Source organism: Gimesia aquarii (genome assembly GCF_007748195.1).
Lineage (GTDB): Bacteria > Planctomycetota > Planctomycetia > Planctomycetales > Planctomycetaceae > Gimesia > Gimesia aquarii.
In genome coordinates, this window is record NZ_CP037920.1 from 3,011,898 (window position 1) to 3,031,511 (window position 19,614).

General features: G+C 44.3%; 16 protein-coding genes. 8 read left to right on the plus strand and 8 right to left on the minus strand.

The features are described from left to right. Window positions 1-51: 51 nt before the first annotated feature. The 5 genes from V144x_RS12090 (at window position 52) to V144x_RS12110 (ending at window position 5,634) form a co-directional block, all read left to right on the plus strand. Window positions 52-615 (plus strand): DJ-1/PfpI family protein, encoded by a 564-nt coding sequence (locus V144x_RS12090; protein ID WP_144985411.1) that lies wholly within the window; start codon window positions 52-54, stop codon window positions 613-615. Window positions 616-652: 37 nt separating this feature from the next. Beyond that, window positions 653-1,981 carry a Gfo/Idh/MocA family protein gene (locus V144x_RS12095; protein WP_144985412.1) on the plus strand — a complete coding sequence of 443 codons (1,329 nt, stop codon included), beginning with the start codon at window positions 653-655 and terminating at the stop codon, window positions 1,979-1,981. Window positions 1,982-2,043: 62 nt separating this feature from the next. Continuing rightward, window positions 2,044-2,802, plus strand: coding sequence for a phytanoyl-CoA dioxygenase family protein (locus tag V144x_RS12100; protein ID WP_144985413.1), 759 nt, complete (start codon window positions 2,044-2,046; stop codon window positions 2,800-2,802). 37 nt (window positions 2,803-2,839) lie between these two features. Next, the gene (locus V144x_RS12105; RefSeq protein ID WP_144985414.1) at window positions 2,840-3,781 is read left to right on the plus strand and encodes a sugar phosphate isomerase/epimerase family protein; all 942 of its coding nucleotides are present in this window, start codon (window positions 2,840-2,842) and stop codon (window positions 3,779-3,781) included. Between the two features lie 50 nt (window positions 3,782-3,831). After that, window positions 3,832-5,634: an arylsulfatase gene (locus V144x_RS12110; protein WP_144985415.1), complete on the plus strand. Its 1,803-nt coding sequence runs from the start codon at window positions 3,832-3,834 to the stop codon at window positions 5,632-5,634. 43 nt (window positions 5,635-5,677) lie between these two features. Here the strand turns inward: V144x_RS12110 and gltS are convergent, their stop codons facing one another. The 5 genes from gltS to V144x_RS12135 all read right to left on the minus strand — a co-directional run bounded on the left by gltS (window position 5,678) and on the right by V144x_RS12135 (window position 13,017). Further along, window positions 5,678-6,865, minus strand: coding sequence for a sodium/glutamate symporter (gene gltS, locus V144x_RS12115; RefSeq protein ID WP_144985416.1), 1,188 nt, complete (start codon window positions 6,863-6,865; stop codon window positions 5,678-5,680). Window positions 6,866-6,940: 75 nt separating this feature from the next. After that, entirely contained in the window at window positions 6,941-7,201 is a 261-nt protein-coding gene (locus V144x_RS12120) for a hypothetical protein (RefSeq protein WP_144985417.1), read from the minus strand. Window positions 7,202-7,484: 283 nt separating this feature from the next. Then, complete coding sequence (locus V144x_RS12125) at window positions 7,485-8,162, minus strand: TPM domain-containing protein (RefSeq protein ID WP_144985418.1); 678 nt, start codon at window positions 8,160-8,162, stop codon at window positions 7,485-7,487. A gap of 38 nt (window positions 8,163-8,200) precedes the next feature. Further along, window positions 8,201-9,001, minus strand: a complete 801-nt coding sequence (locus tag V144x_RS12130) for a TPM domain-containing protein (protein WP_144985419.1) — start codon at window positions 8,999-9,001, stop codon at window positions 8,201-8,203. Between the two features lie 50 nt (window positions 9,002-9,051). After that, entirely contained in the window at window positions 9,052-13,017 is a 3,966-nt protein-coding gene (locus tag V144x_RS12135) for an outer membrane protein assembly factor BamB family protein (protein ID WP_144985420.1), read from the minus strand. 323 nt (window positions 13,018-13,340) lie between these two features. On the opposite strand from V144x_RS12135, the gene V144x_RS12140 reads away from it, so the two are divergent. Together V144x_RS12140 and V144x_RS12145 are read left to right on the plus strand one after the other, a co-directional pair. Next, the gene (locus V144x_RS12140; protein WP_197998882.1) at window positions 13,341-14,669 is read left to right on the plus strand and encodes a leucine-rich repeat domain-containing protein; all 1,329 of its coding nucleotides are present in this window, start codon (window positions 13,341-13,343) and stop codon (window positions 14,667-14,669) included. A gap of 17 nt (window positions 14,670-14,686) precedes the next feature. Continuing rightward, window positions 14,687-15,580: a uracil-DNA glycosylase gene (locus V144x_RS12145; protein ID WP_144985422.1), complete on the plus strand. Its 894-nt coding sequence runs from the start codon at window positions 14,687-14,689 to the stop codon at window positions 15,578-15,580. 23 nt (window positions 15,581-15,603) lie between these two features. On the opposite strand, the gene V144x_RS12150 is transcribed toward V144x_RS12145, so the two are convergent. From V144x_RS12150 to V144x_RS12160, 3 genes are all read right to left on the minus strand, one after another. After that, the gene (locus V144x_RS12150; RefSeq protein WP_144985423.1) at window positions 15,604-16,137 is read right to left on the minus strand and encodes a CBS domain-containing protein; all 534 of its coding nucleotides are present in this window, start codon (window positions 16,135-16,137) and stop codon (window positions 15,604-15,606) included. 335 nt (window positions 16,138-16,472) lie between these two features. Beyond that, window positions 16,473-17,507, minus strand: a complete 1,035-nt coding sequence (locus V144x_RS12155; RefSeq protein ID WP_144985424.1) for an alpha/beta hydrolase — start codon at window positions 17,505-17,507, stop codon at window positions 16,473-16,475. A gap of 28 nt (window positions 17,508-17,535) precedes the next feature. After that, the gene (locus V144x_RS12160) at window positions 17,536-18,183 is read right to left on the minus strand and encodes a TlpA family protein disulfide reductase (protein WP_197998883.1); all 648 of its coding nucleotides are present in this window, start codon (window positions 18,181-18,183) and stop codon (window positions 17,536-17,538) included. A gap of 164 nt (window positions 18,184-18,347) precedes the next feature. On the opposite strand from V144x_RS12160, the gene V144x_RS12165 reads away from it, so the two are divergent. After that, window positions 18,348-19,592: a c-type cytochrome gene (locus V144x_RS12165; protein ID WP_144985426.1), complete on the plus strand. Its 1,245-nt coding sequence runs from the start codon at window positions 18,348-18,350 to the stop codon at window positions 19,590-19,592. The last annotated feature ends 22 nt before the right edge of the window (window positions 19,593-19,614 follow it).

A 19,614-nucleotide genomic window follows, 5' to 3' on the forward strand; every position in this document is an offset into this window, starting at 1 on the left:
TAAAATGGATCCAATTCAATGATTTGAATTTTACGCAGAAAGAACGTTTTAATGAACAAAGTGTTAATCATCGTTGGGGATGCAACTGAAACTGTCGACACACTTTACCCCTATTATCGATTGATCGAGGGGGGCTATGAGCCTGTTGTGGCTGCACCGGAAAAGCGTCTTTATCAGATGGTTCTCCACGAAGTAAAGCCAGGTTGGACCATCACCAAAGAGTGGGAAGGGTACACGATTCAAGCAGATATCGCTTTCAAGGATATCAATCCTGAGGAATATCTCAGTATCTTTTTCAGTGGGGGCCGCGCTCCGGAATATATACGCGATGATGAAGATTTGATTCGGATTACACAACATTTCTTCGAAAAAAATAAACCCATTGCTTCTGTCTGTCACGGCGTAGAAATACCAGCACGTGCAGGTTGTGTTAAGGGGCGTCGTATGGCGACGGTACCGAAATGCCAGTTTGATCTGGAAGTATGCGGCGGTACCTTTGTGAATGAGGCCTGCGTGATCGACGGCAATCTGGTAAGTGGCCGCACCTATCATGACCATGGCCAATACATTGGTCCCTGGATGAAGCTGCTCGATGAAGCACGAAATCAATATTAGAAAGTTACCTTTCAATTTCAAAAAGTAGGAGAGCTCGATGACTTCACAGAAACTATCTCGCCGCACGTTTGTCAAAACGGTTGCGTCCGGACTTCCAATGGCTTGTATTGCTCCAGGAGTTTTTGTGAATACAGCACGCGCGGCCGACAAACCACGGAGTCCGAACGAACGCTTAAAAATTGGTTCGGTTGGGATGCGGTATCAAGGGGCCGTCATCGCTGATAAAGCTCAAGAATACGGTGATATTGTTGCCATCGCTGATGTGGATCGGGAGATTGCTGAGAAAGCCCGCAAGCAGTTTGGGGGAAAGGCAACGCTATTCGAAGATTATCGGGAAATGCTGGAAAAGGCAGACATTGATGTGGTAACCATTGGTGCTCCCGACCATTGGCATACCAAGATGTTGATCGACGCTTGCCAGGCCGGCAAGGATGTTTACTGTGAAAAGCCGTTAACTTTGACAGTAGATGAAGGCAAAATCCTTAACAGAGTGGTTAAGGATACCAAAGCGGTTGTGCAGGTGGGAACCTGGCAGCGAAGCGATCATCGTTTTCGACAAGCTGTCGAAATGGTCCACGATGGCCGCATTGGTAATCTCAAGAAAGTGACTGTGACGCTCAGTAAGAATAAAACCAGTGGTTCGTTTAAACCAGATCCTGTTCCCTCGGTTCTGAACTGGGATCTTTGGCAGGGACAGACGCCTGATGTCCCTTACATTAAAGAACGCTGTCACTATACGTTCCGTTGGTGGTATGAATATTCTGGCGGTCAGATGACAGACTGGGGCGCACATCACATCGATATCGCACAATGGGGGGCTGGTATGCAGGACTCCGGCCCCGTTGATATCGAGGGAACGGCGACATTCCCGAATGTCAAGAATGGTTATAATGTCGCCATCGATTATCATTTAAAGGCCCGCTATGCCAACGGGGTGATTTTGGAAGTGAACGACTCTGGCCGTACAGGTGTGATGTTTGAAGGAGACCGCGGACGAATCTTTGTGAACCGGGGGACTATTGCCGGTAAACCTGTCGAGGACTTGGCGAAAAAACCGTTGTCGCGTGAAGCATTCAAGATTTATGGTCACGACAACCTTTCACGACCTCCTCGTATGGGCAAACTGGATGCCATTGTCAATCATATGGGGAATTTCTTTGACTGTATTCAATCTCGTGAAACACCGATCTCCAGTGTGGAAAATCAACATCGTTCTGTAACTGTTTGTCATATTGGAAATATCTCACAACGCTTAGGCAGAAAACTAACTTGGGATCCACAACAGGAACAGTTTGTAGGCGATGCCGAAGCGAATACCTGGCTCAAACGCGAACAGCGGGCCGGGTATGAAATCAAAGACACCTAAGATTTGTCGCTCAATTGAAGTGATTGTTACATTGATTGTGTTTATAGTTGTGAGGAAAAATTATGACTGTCTCAACGGGAATCATCACCGAAGATCATAAGAAACAATTTGTCGAGGAAGGTTATTTCATTCTGGAAAAGGTGATTTCTGAAGAGCACCTGCAGATCATCCGGGATGCGTGTGACCACTTGATCGATTTAATGCATCAGGAAATGGATCGTCTAGGGACCGATCACATTCATATCAGTCATCGTGGCAAACGCTATCATATTGCCAAGAAATATGATCAGGCGCCTCGATTGGATGAGTATGTATTTGGCGATTTGATGGCCGAAATCTGTAAAGCCACGATTGGTGACACTGCTTATCTATTTTACGATCAATATGTAGTCAAAGCGGCTGAGAAGGGGATTAAGTTTTCCTGGCATCAGGACTCCGGTTATCTGGGCTTTCGTCATCGCCCTTATGTGACATGTTGGGCGGCCGTTGACGATATGACTGTCGAAAATGGAACCGTCGATGTATTACCTTATTCCACCATCGGTGTTCGTTCTTTGGTCGAGCACATTCAAGATCCGGAAACCGGAGATAAAACCGGTTACTTTGGTAAAGAGCCAGGAGTGACTGCTGTAGTACCGGCGGGTAGTCTCGCTGTCTTCAGTTCGCTTACCTTTCATCGGAGCGGCGCGAATACAACAGATAAGATGCGCCGGGCTTACGTGACGCAATACTCTCCCGCACCGATTATTGATCCTGAGACTCAAGAACCCAAACATCTGGTAGTGCCTTTCTTAATGGATGGTGACAGAGTCGTTTCTTAAACGGATCTCAATTATGTAGTAATAGGAAAACAAGCTCATGTCCGGTTCGCTTAATCGTCGTGATTTCAATAAACAACTTCTGGGTAGCGCACTTTCAGCAGGTTTTGTGGGAAACGTGTTAGCCGCGGGCGCAGATGGTAATCAAAAACCATTCCAACTGAATTACATCGTAGCTTCTTGTATGTATGGGACATTGCCGCTGGAAACCATATTGCAGGAGACGCCCAAAACGGGGGCTCAATATCTGGAAATCTGGGCGAAGCGACATGGGAATCAACGCGAACAAATTGATGAATTAGGCATTGAGAAAACCAAACAGCTCTTTGACAAATATAAGGTCAAACTCGGTAGTTTTACCTGCTTCAAGTATGGTCTCTTCAATATGCAGGGAGAGATGGATCTGGTCAAAAAATTGGGTGGTGATATGGTCATCTGCAACAGTGGAGGACCGAAAGGTTTGAAGGGAGGCGAACTCATGTCTGCAATCAAAGTCTTTGCCGAGAAACTAAAACCGCATGTAGGTGCAGCGGAAGAGAAAGGCATCATAATCGGTCTGGAGAATCATGGAGGTGGTTTAATTAATGATCCGGATACTCAGCGCTGGTTGCTGGATGCACTGCCTTCCGAAAATTTTGGCATCGCCTTGGCGCCCTATCATTTGGAACAGGATCCAGAAAAGATAGCTCAGCTGATTTTAGACCTGGATGAGCGGCTGGTGCATTTTCAAGCCTGGCAACACGGTATGGGCTGCATGAAGAAACTTCCCAAAGAACAGGAACTAATGCAATTACCGGGTAGAGGCGATCTGAATTTCGTTCCGATCTTAGCCGCATTGAAAAAAATCAATTATCCGGGACGAACGGAAATCTTTATGCACCCCGTACCACGGGGCATTCCGATTTTGCCAACTGCCGACGAAGTCACAGCAGAAATCAATCGATCACGCGCTTATCTCGAAAACTGTTTGAAGCAAGCCTGAGATCACTCTGACTTTGGTTACTCCTTAATGAGTTAAGGTTGAGAAAATTCATGAACGCGCGAAGAAATATTTTAGTTGTCGTTGTATTTCTTTCCTGCTTTTTGATTCGTGGTGGCTGGCAGTCCATTCAAGCGAAAGAACGATCCGGGCAGCCGAATATCATTTTGGTGATGACCGACGATCAGGGGTATTGGGATACGGGAATTTCCGGTAATCCACACATTGAGACCCCAACCATAGATCGAATGGCGGCTGAGGGGGTGACGTTTACCCGTTTTTATGCGAATATGGTCTGTGCTCCCACGCGTGCTGGATTAATGACGGGCCGCCATTATCTTCGTACCGGTTTGTATAACACTCGTTTTGGCGGTGATACACTCGGGAGTCAAGAGACAACGATTGCCCAAGTCTTGAAATCAACTGGCTATAAAACGGGATTGTTCGGGAAATGGCATTTGGGACGCTATGCGCAGTATCAACCACATCGTCGTGGCTTTGATCATTTTTTTGGTCATTATCATGGTCATATTGAACGCTATACAAACCCGGATCAGGTGGTTGTGAATGGTCAGCCTGTAGAAACGCGTGGTTATGTTACTGACTTGTTTACCGATGCAGCCATTGATTTCATTAAAAGTTCTCAATCACAGCCATTCTTTTGTTTTCTGGCTTATAACGCACCGCATTCTCCCTTTTTGTTGGATACGTCGCACTACGGTCAGCCGAAAGGGGATCAACTGATTAAAAAATATCTTGACAAGGGACTACCTTTGCGGGAAGCGCGGATATACGCAATGGTTGAGCGGATCGATGAGAATCTGAAACGGTTGCTGCAGTCGGTTCACGATCTCGGGATTGATCAGGAAACGGTAGTTATATTTACCAGTGATAATGGTGGGGTCAGCCGAGGATACAAGGCAGGTCTTAAAGGAAGTAAAGCGAGTGCCTATGAAGGCGGTATTCGTGTGCCGTTTGTTGTGCGATGGCCGGGGCATTTTCCAGCAGGAAAGACCACGGATGCGATGGTGGCACAAACGGACCTCTTCCCTACGTTTTGTGAGCTGGCGGGAATTAAAGTCCCCGCGAAACTCAAGTTGGATGGAAAGTCAATTCTTTCACTAATGGAACAGGGAGAGGGAAAGTCGCCGCATAAATATCTCTATCATACCTGGGATCGGTATACTCCGAATCCCTATCACCGCTGGTCGATTCACGGTGAGCGCTTCAAATTGGTGCTACATAATTCTCAGGGGAAAAAGAAAAAAATAGAGCCCATGGGGCAACTTTATGATCTGAGTGTCGACCCGGGTGAGACGCAAGATCTTGCAAAACAATATCCGGAAGAAGCGAAACAATTGCGTACTGAGTTTCTGCGTTGGTTTGATGATGTGACAGCCGGACAGGTTTATCAACCAATGCCCATTCCAGTAGGTGATGATCAGGAGCCTGCAGTCGAACTGCAACCTAGTTGGGCCATCTTGAAAGGGGGTAGCCTCGAATATTCCTTTGATGGTTATGACTGGGATACCATTGACAATTGGCAGTCGAATCAGGGGACTGCCGTTTGGCAACTCGATGTATTAAAAGCGGGCCGGTATGCAGTGGAAATGAGCTATGGGTATCGATCAGCACAACCAGAAACAGGGCAACTACAAATCTCAGTGGGCCAGGAAAAAATCCTTTGTCAGCTTCCCATGAGTACGAGTCAGAATGTATTTTTCAAAACAAAGGCAGGAATTCTGGAACTGAAACGGGGACGGCAGGCATTGGAGGTTCGAGCTACCAAAGCTTTTGGGATAAAGGGGCTACGTCTGAATTCAATCTGGTTGAAAAAACTAGAACTGAAGAAATAATCACTCTCTAAGCAGGCAAGCATGTGATGCTTTTTTGTATTGTTCAAAAGAGTGGTAGAGATAAAAAAAGCCGTAGGATCATTGCGTTAGCAATATCAATAAAGAAAGCGCCTAAAAGAGGAATTACAAGGAATGCTTTCGGCGATGCCCCATATTTTATTACAATTGCATTCATGTTTGCCATGGCGACAGGTGTTGCTCCTAGTCCTAAGCCAACGAATCCTCCCGACATCACAGCGGCATCGTAATTTTTTCCCATGACTCGAAACACGATATAGTATGCAACTAATGACATCAAAATAATCTGAATGAATACTACCGATAAGAGTGGACCTACGCTTGAGGAAAGTGTCCAGAGTTGCATACTCATCAAGCTCATACTCAGAAAAAGTTCAAGCGAGATGTCACTGCACAATCTGATTGCATTATTATTTAGATCTTTCTGAAATAGATCGAGAAGATTGGTCAACACGATGCCGACAAACAGTGCAGTCAGAAAACCGGGAAGCCCTAACCCTTTTGTTTGTAGCCAAAGATTGACGATGTCTCCTGTTGAAACACAAATTGCGAGTGCGAGAATCGTGCCCAACATTCCTTCTAATGTGACCGGAATCGTACTGCTTTTTGAGTCGACATCCGTTGTAGTGTCCAGCTCTTCGTCCGACCCAGTGAGGTTGTTTTTTTGAATCAAATATTCAGCGATGGGGCAACCTATTAAACCACCTGCGATTAGGCCAAATGTAGCACAGGCAATACCTGCTTCAGTCGCTCCATTGAGACCGGCTTCTCGTGCTACTTCTCCCCAACTGATCGCGGTACCAAATCCACCCGCAAATGAAATACTTCCTGCCATTAATCCATAGCCAGGATTAGCACCAAACAAATAGGCAACGCTGATTCCAGCAATATTTTGCAGGAATAAAAAGACAACAGAGATTAAAAGCATTAGTCCCAATGCCAGCCCTCCGTCAGCCAGAGTACGAAGTTTGGCAGATAAGCCAATTGTGCTGAAGAAAATCAATAGAAGGAGGTCTCGTAATGAGAGGTCAAAGGTGATTTCCCGACCTGTTGTAACATAAATTATGACGACGATCAGGCTACACAATATCCCACCAACGACTGTAGCAGGGATATTGAATTTTCTTAACCAGCGAAATTGATTATGCAATAGTGATCCAATAGAGAAGACCAATATACTGATAATCAAAGTTTGAGTAACAGAGATTTCCATCGGATTGCAGAGAAAACCTGATGATCAAGCAAGGGCGATACTAGATGAAATCGTAATAGAGTATTACTATTCTGTTTAAAGTGATTTCCGAATGCGCTGAAATCCTTGCTCGATCTCACTCGCGACGAGGCTTAGTGCTTCAACAACGTTATTGGCAGATTCTTTCATTGCACTTTTAACTGGTTCATAGTCTTTTGTTAATTCATCTAACTTGGTTGTTACCTGATCCCATTCATCTTGAACTTCTTTTTTTCCCAAGTGGATTTTTAATGCCAGTTCATCACGCTGTTGTTCGAGTGCGCTAATCAATTCGTCTAATCGGTCTCGGCTGGTCATGAGTATTCCTTTCAAGATTTCACAACGATATTTACAAAACTTTTGGAGTACCTCTTCGCACTTTTTCAGCTATCTCTTCGTGTTATTATATTATAGCGTTTGCAAAATCGATAGATGTAAGCCCATGATGCCATTTTTTTGTCAATGAGCAAAAATGATCTTTTGAGAGAAGGGAGTAGAATTCTTCCTTTCGAAAGCTTAATGCAAGCGAAGTCGCAATTGATACTCGTTAATTCAAACCAAATCGAATGGAGATTACATAAAGAATTGCCAAAATAATGACTTAATTAATTAAGACTAAAACATCATGTAATTCATTTTGGTCATCTTCTGCTCTTGGTAAAGATGCGGAAGCCCGCTCACCAATTTCTTTAATCACATCACAAATTGCAGTAGTAGCATCCCCGGTATGTAAGCCTTCGGTTAATTGCAGGCAGATCTGATCTATGAATGATTGTCCTAATTGATCGATGATTGCCTGATCGGCTAATGCGACTGCCATGTGCTCGAACAGGGAGATGTATATCAAGATGCCCGTTCCGCCTTCAGTATGGTGGACTCGTTTGTCGAAGAAAATTTCACGTGCGCGGGCTGCGACTTCATCTTGCATTTGTTGACGAGGGGTAAATAATCGCCTGAGCCAGCCAAGCCTACTGCCGGCAACTGCGCCGATGATAAAAGCGATGATTAACAATAACGTAGCAAAGATCAATTCGACACCAAGCGGTAAGCCACTCCAGTCACCACCTTGTCCCGCGTTTCTTGGAAAAAAGTACCAGAGACAAAGTGCTGTGATAATGGTGAGCCAAAGACCTACGATATCTTCCGGGCGATCATAACGGCCTGAAGAGGTCGCCACGACAGGCACGATTTCGCAGGAAGTACGTTTTTCTGCGTCTACTACAGCTTGTTCGACCTGTTTCTGTTGCTTTTCATTTAAGAAATCAAAGGCGCTCTGCATGAATCGATACTTTCATTATTTTATGAGTGAGACATTGGTTACCAGGAACCGGTCGCCCCGCCGCCGCCTGAAAATCCACCGCCAAACGAACCACCACTGAAGCCTCCGCCACCTCCACGATTGCTTAACATCTGGTAGAGAATCGTACCAATCACAGCAAAAACGACACCCCAAAATAACCAGGCCCAGCCACTGGAACCGCGACGGATCAATGAGATCACTGTGAAGATTCCCAGTCCGATGACAACAGCGACGATGACATACGACCAGGCAGAACGTGGTTTGGTTGGCAATTCGAGCTTCCGCGCCATTTTGTCCAATGCTTCAACTCCGAGTAAGATCCCTTCCGAGAACTTACCCTGTTTAAATTGAGGAACCATGTAATCATCCATGATTTGACGGCACAATGCATCTTCGCGACGTCCCCAACCTGCACCGAGTTCAATTCTTGCTTTACGGTCATTTTTGGAAACTAATAATAAAATTCCCGTGTTCCAATCTTGATCTCCCAGTTTGGCATGGCCGATTTGCCATTGATTAAACAGAATGGTGGCGAAGGTTTCGATTCGCATATCGGCCCCGCCATATTTTGCCATTGAATCGATCGTGACTACAATGATCGGCGTTGCTTTGTCTGTGAGCAGTTTATCGCAGATCTCTTTAATCTGTTTTGTAGTCTTTTCATCAAGCATGCCTGCGAGGTCACGAACAAATTCACGATCTCCCGGGGGTTCCAGAGCTAGTTCCAGGGCATTTGCGGGGGATAATCCTTTAATGCCGAGAATGAATAGTAATAGCAGCCAAACTGTGATTCGCTTGCTACTAAGTAGATATTTCACACGATCTCGCTTAGAAAAAAGGCTGGTAGCTGTTTAATACTGATACCAGTCTATGAGTCTGAGCGAATAATTTCAATTCCACTTAGTGAAGGCGGCATTTGCTTTGCACTGTCGTTGAGTGGTACAAATTCAAGTTGTAAATGATCTTTCACAGGAATGCCTTCAAATTTTCGAACCAGTGTAGATTTTGCTGCGTAGGGATTGAAGTTTTTTTCAACCACTTTCCCTTGTAGCTTAATGTCAAACAGAGGCTCTCCTTTTTGGCTTAGATTCAACGAAACTGGCTCTAGAGCAGAGAAGGATAATTCTACGCTGTAGGTTGCCGGTGCATCTTTTTTGCCTAATAGTGGAATGGTGCATTCCTTGAGACCACGAGCCCAGGAAGTGAAAACCCAAGAGGGCTCTGCCTCTTTAATGGGGTTTGTGATCTCATTAATACTGTTATATCCCCCTCCTTCTGTGAATTTTGGTTTGATATCAAATTTAAAATCAAGACCTGTTTCACGACTGGGGCGAGGACGGGGATAGGCCATCCAGACAGTACCATGTGCATCTCGTCGATCCCCGGGAGCACCCATATTTAAAGCCATGTGTTGGACTGGTGTTTTGGGACCAACAGAACTGAAGATGGTCCAGTGGGTTCTCTCTTCACGTGGCTCAAGAACGATTGTAGAAGAAATCGAGAATAAACAAACACAGCCTGCACTGGATTCAGGAATCATTACCAGACCATTGGCAGGAATCGCATTGATCCAGCAACCCGTGCGATGTCCGGCAAAGTGACGTGTGCCGCCATCTTTTTCAAGATCGTAAAAGCCAGTATATCCGGAACGGAACATTAACATATTCTCAGACGCTGCAAGCATACCACAATGATGGCCCTCTCGCATAATACTCCAGGGGACTTGTTGACCTGTGAGGGGATGCTTGCGTGTATGTTGAATGCCCGTGTAAAGGTCATAGGACCAGGGTTCTGCAATAATTTTTTCACCAACAATGATGGGACGGTGTCGGTAGTTTGCATCTTTTTTCCACAAAATTGAACCATCAGTGGCATTTAATGCCACTAATCTACGGCGAGAAAAATCACCAGCGATAAACTGTTTCCAGTAATGACCGTTCGCATTCGCACCACATAGCAGCAGAACATTGTTCTGATAGAGCAATGTGAGCTTGCCGCCCCCAATCCCGATCTCGCTACAATCTGTCACATCGACGGGTTTGGACCAGAGTTGTTTACCTGTTTTAATGTCTAAACCTACGGCTAATCGAAGGTCTTGTTTTTTGAGCCGATCTTCGGCGATTTCTTTTTCTTTGCCAGTTAGTTTTGCTAAGTGTGATTTATCCTGTCTTAGAATTTCTGCGCGTTGCTCACTGGTGATAGAGCTGTCAATGAAATAAGCGGCCTCTGGACCAATGGCAATGGTGTGATGTGCGATGTTTTTGCCTTGATAACTCCAGACTGGTTTTCCTGTTTTAACATCGATTGCGAACAAAGCATCTGTTGAATCTTCTGTCTTTCTTCCTCTGCGTCTTAGTCGACTTTCGAGTTCATTTCGTGTGGTAGCAGTCCCAAAGATCATTCCATTTTGATAAGCCAAATAACCCCATTCATGTTTTCCATCGTTGAGTTTCTCTGGTAATGGAATTTTGCGAACGGTTTTGCCTGTGGCTGCATCGAGCTGATAGCAGAACTCCTTCATCATAAAGAACAGGCTATCCTTGCTGGCTACTAAATTTCCCGGGTTTTGATTTTGAAAGACCCCTGTACGAATCGCTTGCGGATTTTCGCGTTCCCAAAGAAAGAGACCGTTGTAGGCATCAAAGGCCATAATGGTACTTTCGCCTTGAATAAACAATCGACCGTTAATTGCCAATGGTCCAACGGCACCTTCATGACGGTTGACCATTTTCTTTTCGCCAGGATCGCCAAACCACAGAACTCCGAGACCACCGCGCACTAATTGGTCTTTACTGCTGGCAGTATTTCCCGGATCGCCGTATTGGTGTGACCAACTGCCCGCGCCTGGTAATGCACCGCGAGTGAGGATGGTATAACCACCTACAGTTTTGATCTTAGATGTCTCTGCGAGTTTTGTCTGCTTAAGCCAGTCTGTCAATTTTTCAGATGAAGCACGTTCAGTATTAGAATTTGCAGGCATACCAAGACAGATGATTCCGCCCAGCGGCTTCACATGTTTAGCGATGTCTTTGGGAATTCCAGGTACTTGACCTGTTTTGAGGAATGTGTCTGAGACAATCAAGTTTGCAAAGTAACGCGAGTAGGGGAGAGGGGAAAGTTCCGTTTGATGAACGGTAACACGATGCCCGTAATAACCTGCCTCACTCAGTTTTTGGCGAGATGTTTCGGCTTTGGTAATATCAGGTTCGATACAATAAATTTTTAGATCACTGTTGCGAGCCAGTTCATAAGCCAGCCTTCCTTCTTCACTTCCCAACACCAGACAGAACCCATCTTTGATTTGTGAATTCGTTAAAATATCTTTGGCTGCCTGTTGATAAAGGGGCGTCCATTTGTCCTCAGCGTAGGGGGATTTTTGAGTGATCGATTCAGCTGTTGACTTCGACGGATTAGAGTTGTCAGATGATTGAAAGGCAACAATATCACCAAGTGATGTACTCACAACCAGATTACCATCAGATACAGCCAAACCGCGTGCTTTGCCGTTGACTTTTAATGTTTCCAGAATTTTACCAGTTTTTTCGTCGAGAAAGACTACTTTATCTTGACCGCCGATAACCACTTTGTTGCCCGCAACGATGAGTGCATCGCGAGCATCGGAGTTCTGTTCCCAAATGACTCCTATCTTTGCATATGTCTTATTTTCATCTTTCAGCTTTTTAATTTGATCACGTACTTCATCTGCTTTTTTATCTTTCAAACCACGTAGTTTGCGTAACAAACTATTGATTGTCATATCATTTTTATGTGTTTTTTGAGAGGCAGCTGCGTATTCTTTTCGATTGACTTTCAGTACGGAGCTACCCGTTGCAATGTATCCGAAGTCGCCTTGAACCGCCATTTGTTGACCGTTCAGCCAGGCGAATCCAACGTCTCCTTTATCTTGAGATAATGCTAAAATATGATGGGCACCCATCGAGTAAATTTGCCCATCGGCGAGTAATGCTTGTGTTCCACCGACTACACCACCGGCTGTACTTCTCCAACTATAAGAACGCTTGTGTTCCTGTTGGCCTGTTTTTTTATTAAACGCGGCAGGGAGAGACCGGCCTGAGGGAATGATCAATATATCGTCATTTGCCAGAAGATATCCTTGTGGCGAAAGCTCATTTCGACCCGCACTTGTCTGGCTGAGGTTGTCTACTTTCCAGATGACGTTGCCGGTATTCGCGTTGACCGCATACAAATAGATATTTTCATGAGGAAAAATACCCGCTCCAAAATAGGCTACTCCCTCATCAACCAGAATATTTGTTCTCACAGGCCATCTTGAAACCATTTCACCTCGCGCGATAATCATCTCTTCGTTGAGTCCTGCTCGTAGCTTCCAATGCGGTTTTCCAGAATTCGCATCCAGGCAGTAAACAAAGCCATCATCGGATCCAAAGAAAACTCGAGATTGACTAAGAGTCGGGGCTAATCGGATGGGGCCTCCGGTAAAAAACTTCCAGATGATGTTACCACTTTTTAAGTCAACACACCGTAGTTGATGATCGACAGAAGACCCGAAATACGCACGGCCTCCTGCGATTGTAACATGAAAAGCATCATCGAAATCAACTCGTGATTCCAGGTCATGTCCTTCAATCACACGTTCGCCGGGATCTGTTTGACCTGTTTTTGGTTTACTGGGAGCTGTATATTTCCAGGCTTGTGTGAGTGGAAGCTGAAATGAATCGGAAGTGGCTCCTGAACGTTCTTTATCACCCAGGTAAGTAGACCAGTCTTTTGCCTGAGATTGATCACTCATCAGACAGAAAATGAAAGTAAGGCTTAATAGTGGCAGGACAATGTAAGGGATGCGATGATTCACTGCAAGATCCTTGATTAATTGGACGTCTTAATAAATTCAGGTTTGTTATCAGGTCGACGCATAGAGGTTTGTTTATGCTTTGAGTATACCCTGTATGAGCGGGGAATCGCAAGTAGTTGCAGAAAAGAGATGCTTTGAATTGCAATGTTTCTGCAAGGGCTCTATTTTGGGGATCATTGTTAGAAAAAGAGGATGGTTTTGTGAATGTTTCATGTCGATTGATTTTTCTATGAGAAAATAGGAAAGCTTCCAAATCCAAGAATCCTCCCTTAATCACTAATATGTATTTTCGAGCAGTATCGCCCATAGCAAGGGATGACAGTATGAAAATGAAAGCGATTCTTTCTCTGTTGGGATTATGTTTGTTATCAGGTTGTCCTGATTCGAATACCCCCAAAACTCCTGATTCCAAAGCAAAATCGACTTCAGCGGAAGAGAGTCATTCCAACAAACAAACAAATGAGGCAGTTCAACCAAAACCAGACGCTCCTGAGGCAGTTCAAGCTTTTAAGGATCTGGGAGCAACGATGAAACTGTCGGATGATGGACGCATTCTGATTCTGGATTTGAAAGGGTCAACGGCTAAGGATGAAGATTTGAAGCACCTTGCTGGGTTGCCATCCCTGGAACGACTGACGATCTGGGGACCTGATTTTACAGATACCGCTACCGAAGAGATTAGTAAGAAGAAAAATTTATGGTATTTGAATATGGAAAGTACCGCCATCGGTGACGAAGGTGTCAAAAACCTCGCCGATTTAAAAAATCTGCAAGTACTCTCTCTGCGGGCGACTAATATTACCAATGATGCGCTAAAAGTCGTTGCCGAGTTTCCTAAGTTGAAAGACCTCGATTTGCGATTCAACAAGGAAATCAATGATGAAGGAATGCCATTGATTAAAGGCATGAAGAACTTAAAAGTTCTCAAATTACAGGCGACACAAGTAACTGACGAGGGAATGAAGAATGTGGCCGAATTGCCGAATCTGCAAAGATTGAACACTTGGGGGAGGAATATTTCAGATAAAACTCTAGAACTCTTAAAAGATAAAAACCTGGTATCTCTGGAACTGGATGATACGGAAATTTCGGATGAGGGACTGAAACACCTTAAAGATATGACCAACATGGAAGCCTTGCATTTACGGCGAGATTTTGTGGGCGATTCTGGAATTGCGAATTTACAGGGGATGAAAAAACTTCAGACTTTGCATTTACGCGACACCGTGGTTACGGATGAAGGTATGAAGTATTTGTCTGGTTTAACCGAACTGACTTATCTCGATTTGGATGAATCGATGATTGGTGACAAAGGGCTAGAGCAGATTAAAAGCATGAAAAATCTGCAACGGCTCGGATTATGGGGAACTGAAACAACCGATGCGGGATTGAAAATTATATCGGGCTTGACCAATCTCACACGCCTCAATCTGGAAGGCACGAAAATCACTGATGAGGGTCTAGATTATTTACTTCCGCTAAAAAAGCTGGAGTATCTCAACTTAAGCAAAACAGAGATTACGGATGAAGGTTTACAAAAACTGATCGCTTTGAAAAACCTGAAAGAACTCCTGCTCAGCTTTACACAAGTTACCGATAAGGGAGTCGAAAAGTTCAAAGCAGCAGTGCCGGGTTGTAAGGTGAAACGATAAAGTCAGGTGTTCGTGGGATGAATGACAATAAGAACAATCGTTCGCAAACAAGGGCTGCCCGCCAATTAATCGAAAGCTGGCAAAGATCTGGGGTAACGCATATCAAACGTGTTGTTCCCGTCATGCCAGAGAAAACAGTAGTTGAAGAATCTCAACAGGTCAATCCGTCAGGAGCAAAGCCACGAACGGTTTCGAAGGAACTACAGAGTTCTGCTAATCAGGGGGTACTATTCCGAGAGAATGATCCGTCTCCCATCAATACGGTAATTGAGACTGAAGAACCTCGAAAGGAAATGAGTGTGACTCGAACCACGAAATCAAAACTGAAAAAGGCGGATCGACAAGCAGAGTTAAATATTATTGCTGATCAGGTTGCTCAGTGTCAAAAGTGTCCTGAGTTAGCCTCGACGCGCACGCAAACTGTATTTGGAGTAGGGAATCCCGCTGCGAAAATCATGTTCATCGGAGAAGCACCCGGAGCTGATGAAGATAGACAAGGCGAACCATTTGTAGGGCGGGCGGGAAAGTTGCTCGATAAGATTATCGAGGCTTGCCAATTAAAACGCAGTGATATTTATATCGCAAATATTCTCAGGTGCCGTCCACCTGGAAACAGAAATCCTTCTGATACGGAAGCCGCAAATTGTCGTGGGTTTTTGGATGCCCAGATTGAGATTGTGGATCCTGACTATATTGTTTGCTGGGGTTCAGTAGCAGCTAAGAATTTGCTGAGATCAGAATTACCGATTGGTAAGATGAGAGGCCGATTTTATGAATATGGCCGCGCTCGTGTCGTTTGTACATATCATCCTTCTTACCTGCTAAGAAATCCTTCAGCGAAGAAAAATGTATGGGATGATATGATTGATCTATTTCAGGACATGGGTATTGATTTAAAAGCTCAAAGCTGACAGATCAAAAAATGAGTGGCCCGTTATTTGGCCTGGGGAGCGTTTTGCTGCAGGAAATGTTTTCTGAGACTGTTTTTGGACAGGTGAGGTGGGTTGATTGTTGAAACGGTTGAGCCAGGTGCAGTCGTGATGGAGGCAGCAGATTCTTCGGAAGTCTGTTCCTCTGTCAATTCAATGGAATCCAATGCCATGATCACGCGAAATACGTCTCTGCAGCTCAGTTTACCAACAAGTCGACCATTCTCCGCGACGGCCATACAGCTGTTACGTCGGTCACGAAACAAAAAGGCGAGTTGTATCGCATCATCTTCTGGAGAGAGGGCATCAATTTGTACGTTCATAATAGAATTGATGGGGGCGTCCAGATTTTGATGCATGAGTTTATGCTTGAGGATTTCATAATCCGGAACAACGCCAACTAACCGCATTTGCAGATCAGTAACGTAGATTTCAGAAGACTCTGCTAGAATCATTTGTTCCGCAGCTTCCTGGAGACTTGTGCCCATCAGCACACTGGTGGGATTGACAGTCATTAGATCACGAACTCGTACCTGCATAGTTGCTCCCTTGGCAGCTTCCTTTTTTGTTTTAATCAAAAAAGGTTAACTATAAAGACGAATCAAATACTTTTATCTAACACACTATAAACGTAGTGGCCCACTGGAAGCATCAATAATTTGTCGAAGATAATCACTGAATTCTTCGATTGAGGCTCTATTCCAAGAATAAGTTGCGAAAGGACAACATGATGCTTTTTTTCATCATGATCTGGCAGAAAAAGTCATCATTTTTGAAATGATATCAGTCATACAGGTTGTAACGATTGAGTTTGTGACTGTTCACGATCAGGTTGTAGATGTGAGGCAAATGTGCTCAGGAACATGGGAGTATTTTAGCTGACATCCCAAAAATCAAGAATATTTGAGGCGACCCGTGAAACCACTTTGGGGCCGGTAGTTGCTTCGATGTGTCCAAGTTTGTGATGGAATGATTGTGCCCGCCATTGTTCAGCCAGCTTGTCAATTCGGAATGACGGAACAAAACGATCGTAGTCGGCAACATGAAGATAGATCGAAGCAGGTGACAGTAAAGGCTCCCAATTAGAGACAATGAGTGGACTGATAAGGGATTTCAATCGCTCCTGATCAATTGGTTCATGAGCCACTCCACGACGTATCGCATTTACTACCGCGCCTCCTTCATCAAGGATATGAAACAAATCAACTGGAGGTGTGATTGCCATCACGAAATTTAGCTGTTCGACCAACAGAGCGGCTGTCAACGTCATCCAGGCTCCGTGGCTGATTCCCACCAGACCAATTTGATGACCTTTTTCCTGCAATGTGAGAATCAGGCTCCAAAGATCGAGGACTCCCTGTCGTGCTACGGTTAACTGATGATCTAAATTGCCTCCAGCGATTAATTGCCCCGGACGATAGCCATTTGGAGTCCGTCTGAAATTAAAGGGGCTATCCATCATGATGACATCGATCCCAAAAGGAGTTAATCGCTGGGCGAGTCTGTTAAAGCTGCGCACACCCAATTGCACGATTCCATCGACGGCGATTATGGTATATTGTCGTGTTCCTTCTTTTTCGGTAGGCACGGAAGTTGATTTCCAGTGTCTCCCCTTTACGAGATCATTTTCAGGAAAACCAGTTTGGATGAAACTGGTGAATTGAAAATCTTCAACTTTCGCTGTGGAAATAACAGAATTGGATAGCGGTTTCAATTGAGGTTGATAATCCAATTGTGCTGGTGAAGGGATTGGAGAAAAAAAAGTTGTGAGATCGCTACTATATAACTCAGCCGATGTCTCTCCCGCATTCGAGATAATCAGTGGATGCTTTTTAAAATAGAAAAACCGGTGTAGGAGATAGAAGCCAAGAAACTCATCGAGGCAAGTCGACCAGAGCTTGCGGAACATAGTGATATCTCAAAAATGAGGGAATGGCTTAGTTTGTTTTTTGTTTTAGAGTTTTTTCTATCGCAGCTTTAATTTGAGCTTGTGTGAAGAGATTGTCTGGGTTGTCAGATGCGAATGTTTCGACTAATTTTCCTGCTCTATCATAGATTCGGTAATTGGGTAAGGCTCCACCTTCAATTTCAAAAGTATCCATCGGGTCCTGATCTTTGGCAGCCGTTGCCAGCAAGTTAATCATTTGTGCGTCTTTAGATTCCAGGAATTTTAACACTGCTTTTTCTGTGTCTTCATCCGAATCATCCATGCTCACGGAAATAACGCTCAGTCCCTGGTTAGCATATTCATTGTTCCATTCAACAGAATGATGAAAGTTCTTCACACAAGGAATACACCATGTTGCCCAGAAATCAACTAACACAACCTTCCCTTTTTGTTTGTCCAAGATTTCCTGAAAGCCTTTAAGATCAGTTAAGGCCAATGTAATCTCAATGGTTTCAGCTGGCTTGATTTCATCATCTTCAGGTTTTGTGGACTGAGTTTGAGTTTCGGCTGTGGTGTTGGAGGACTGCGAATTTTGGTCCGATGAACAGCCTGTTGGCCAGAAAACCAGGCTCAGCGCGATTGAGATCAGGCAGCAGTTCCCGATCTTATCCTTATAGGTTGAATATGAATTTGTCATGTCATCGTCCCTGAAATGAAGAAATAAAACAAACATACCTCAATAAATATTATACAAAACTGATAAAAGAACATAGTGTGAAGAGGACTAACTTCTGTAAGATTTAGATTGAGATCTATTTTAAGTATGAATCAAATGAATTAACGAATAACAGGAACTGATGCATGATTATCCTGCGAAACTTCTCCATCTTTTGGAGTATGGTCTTAATACCAATGATTTTCTGCACCCTGGCGATTGTGCATGCGAGTGAGCCCGTACATTCCTTGAAAATTGATGGGCTGGATGAAGCATTTCTTGAAGAAAACTCACAAGGAGAATATCAAATTGTCATTGCGGGAGAGCCATTAAGTCGTATGACGGGAGCTGAATTTTCTGCATTACGTGATCTTGAGATTGATCTACGGAACCAGAAGCATTCAGACACACAATCGAAGCTCCATTTAAACGCGTTGTTGATTGCAATGGCTCGGATTGCTGATAAACCGACATTGATGTATTTACATGAACTCTTCGAATCCTATCCAGAACGTCGAAATGATGTAGCAGAGGCGATCAGTTGGTACGCAAAGGAGAATCAGCGTCGAGATGCTGATTGGAGAATATTGGTCCGCTCTCTTAACGTGGTTGAAGGAGAGCAGGCAAAAACAGTGATGAATGTGCTTACAAAATTTCGCCGTCGTTCCAACAAAGCACAATGGATTCGACAAGTCATTTTGGTAGGACTGGCGCAGGATGCTCTGGGACAGAAAATTGCATCACAACTCTTAACTCATTGGACAGGAGTAAAAATCGATCAATCAACTGTAGATAAACACTCTCCCTTGTTGATTTGGCAAAAGTGGTTTTCCGAGAAATATCCAGATGAGATCAAGCCCGTTCTTCCCATAGAGGATGCAGATAGTCGTTGGAAATTTACAAACTTAATGAGTGAATTGAGAAAGCGGTCGAAAGACGAGATCAACTTAAAATTGGGTGAGCAATCATTTGTAAAAGCAACTTGTGTCAAGTGTCACCGTTTTGGGGGACTGGGCGAGAAAGTCGGCCCAGACCTGACGAGTGTCAGCCGCAGACTTCAACAGAAGGAAATTTTGTTAGCGACAATGTTTCCATCGCATTTCATTCCCGAAGAGTACCCCACCTTTACGATTGTCACTGTGCAGGGAAAAGTGCTTACAGGAATGATGGGAGCAGCAGCAAACCGAGATCAATTACTGATTTTGACTGGTAAAGGCGAAAAACATCTGATTGATAAAAAAGATATCGATGAAATTATTCCAGTAAAAAAGTCATCAATGCCGGAAGGTTTGTTGAACTTATTATCGAAAGAAGAAGTTTTACAATTAATCAGCTTTTTGGCAACGTTACCAGACGGGGCTCCTCAGACTTACCGCCATAAAAGTCCTTGACGAAATAAATCATTTGAATGGA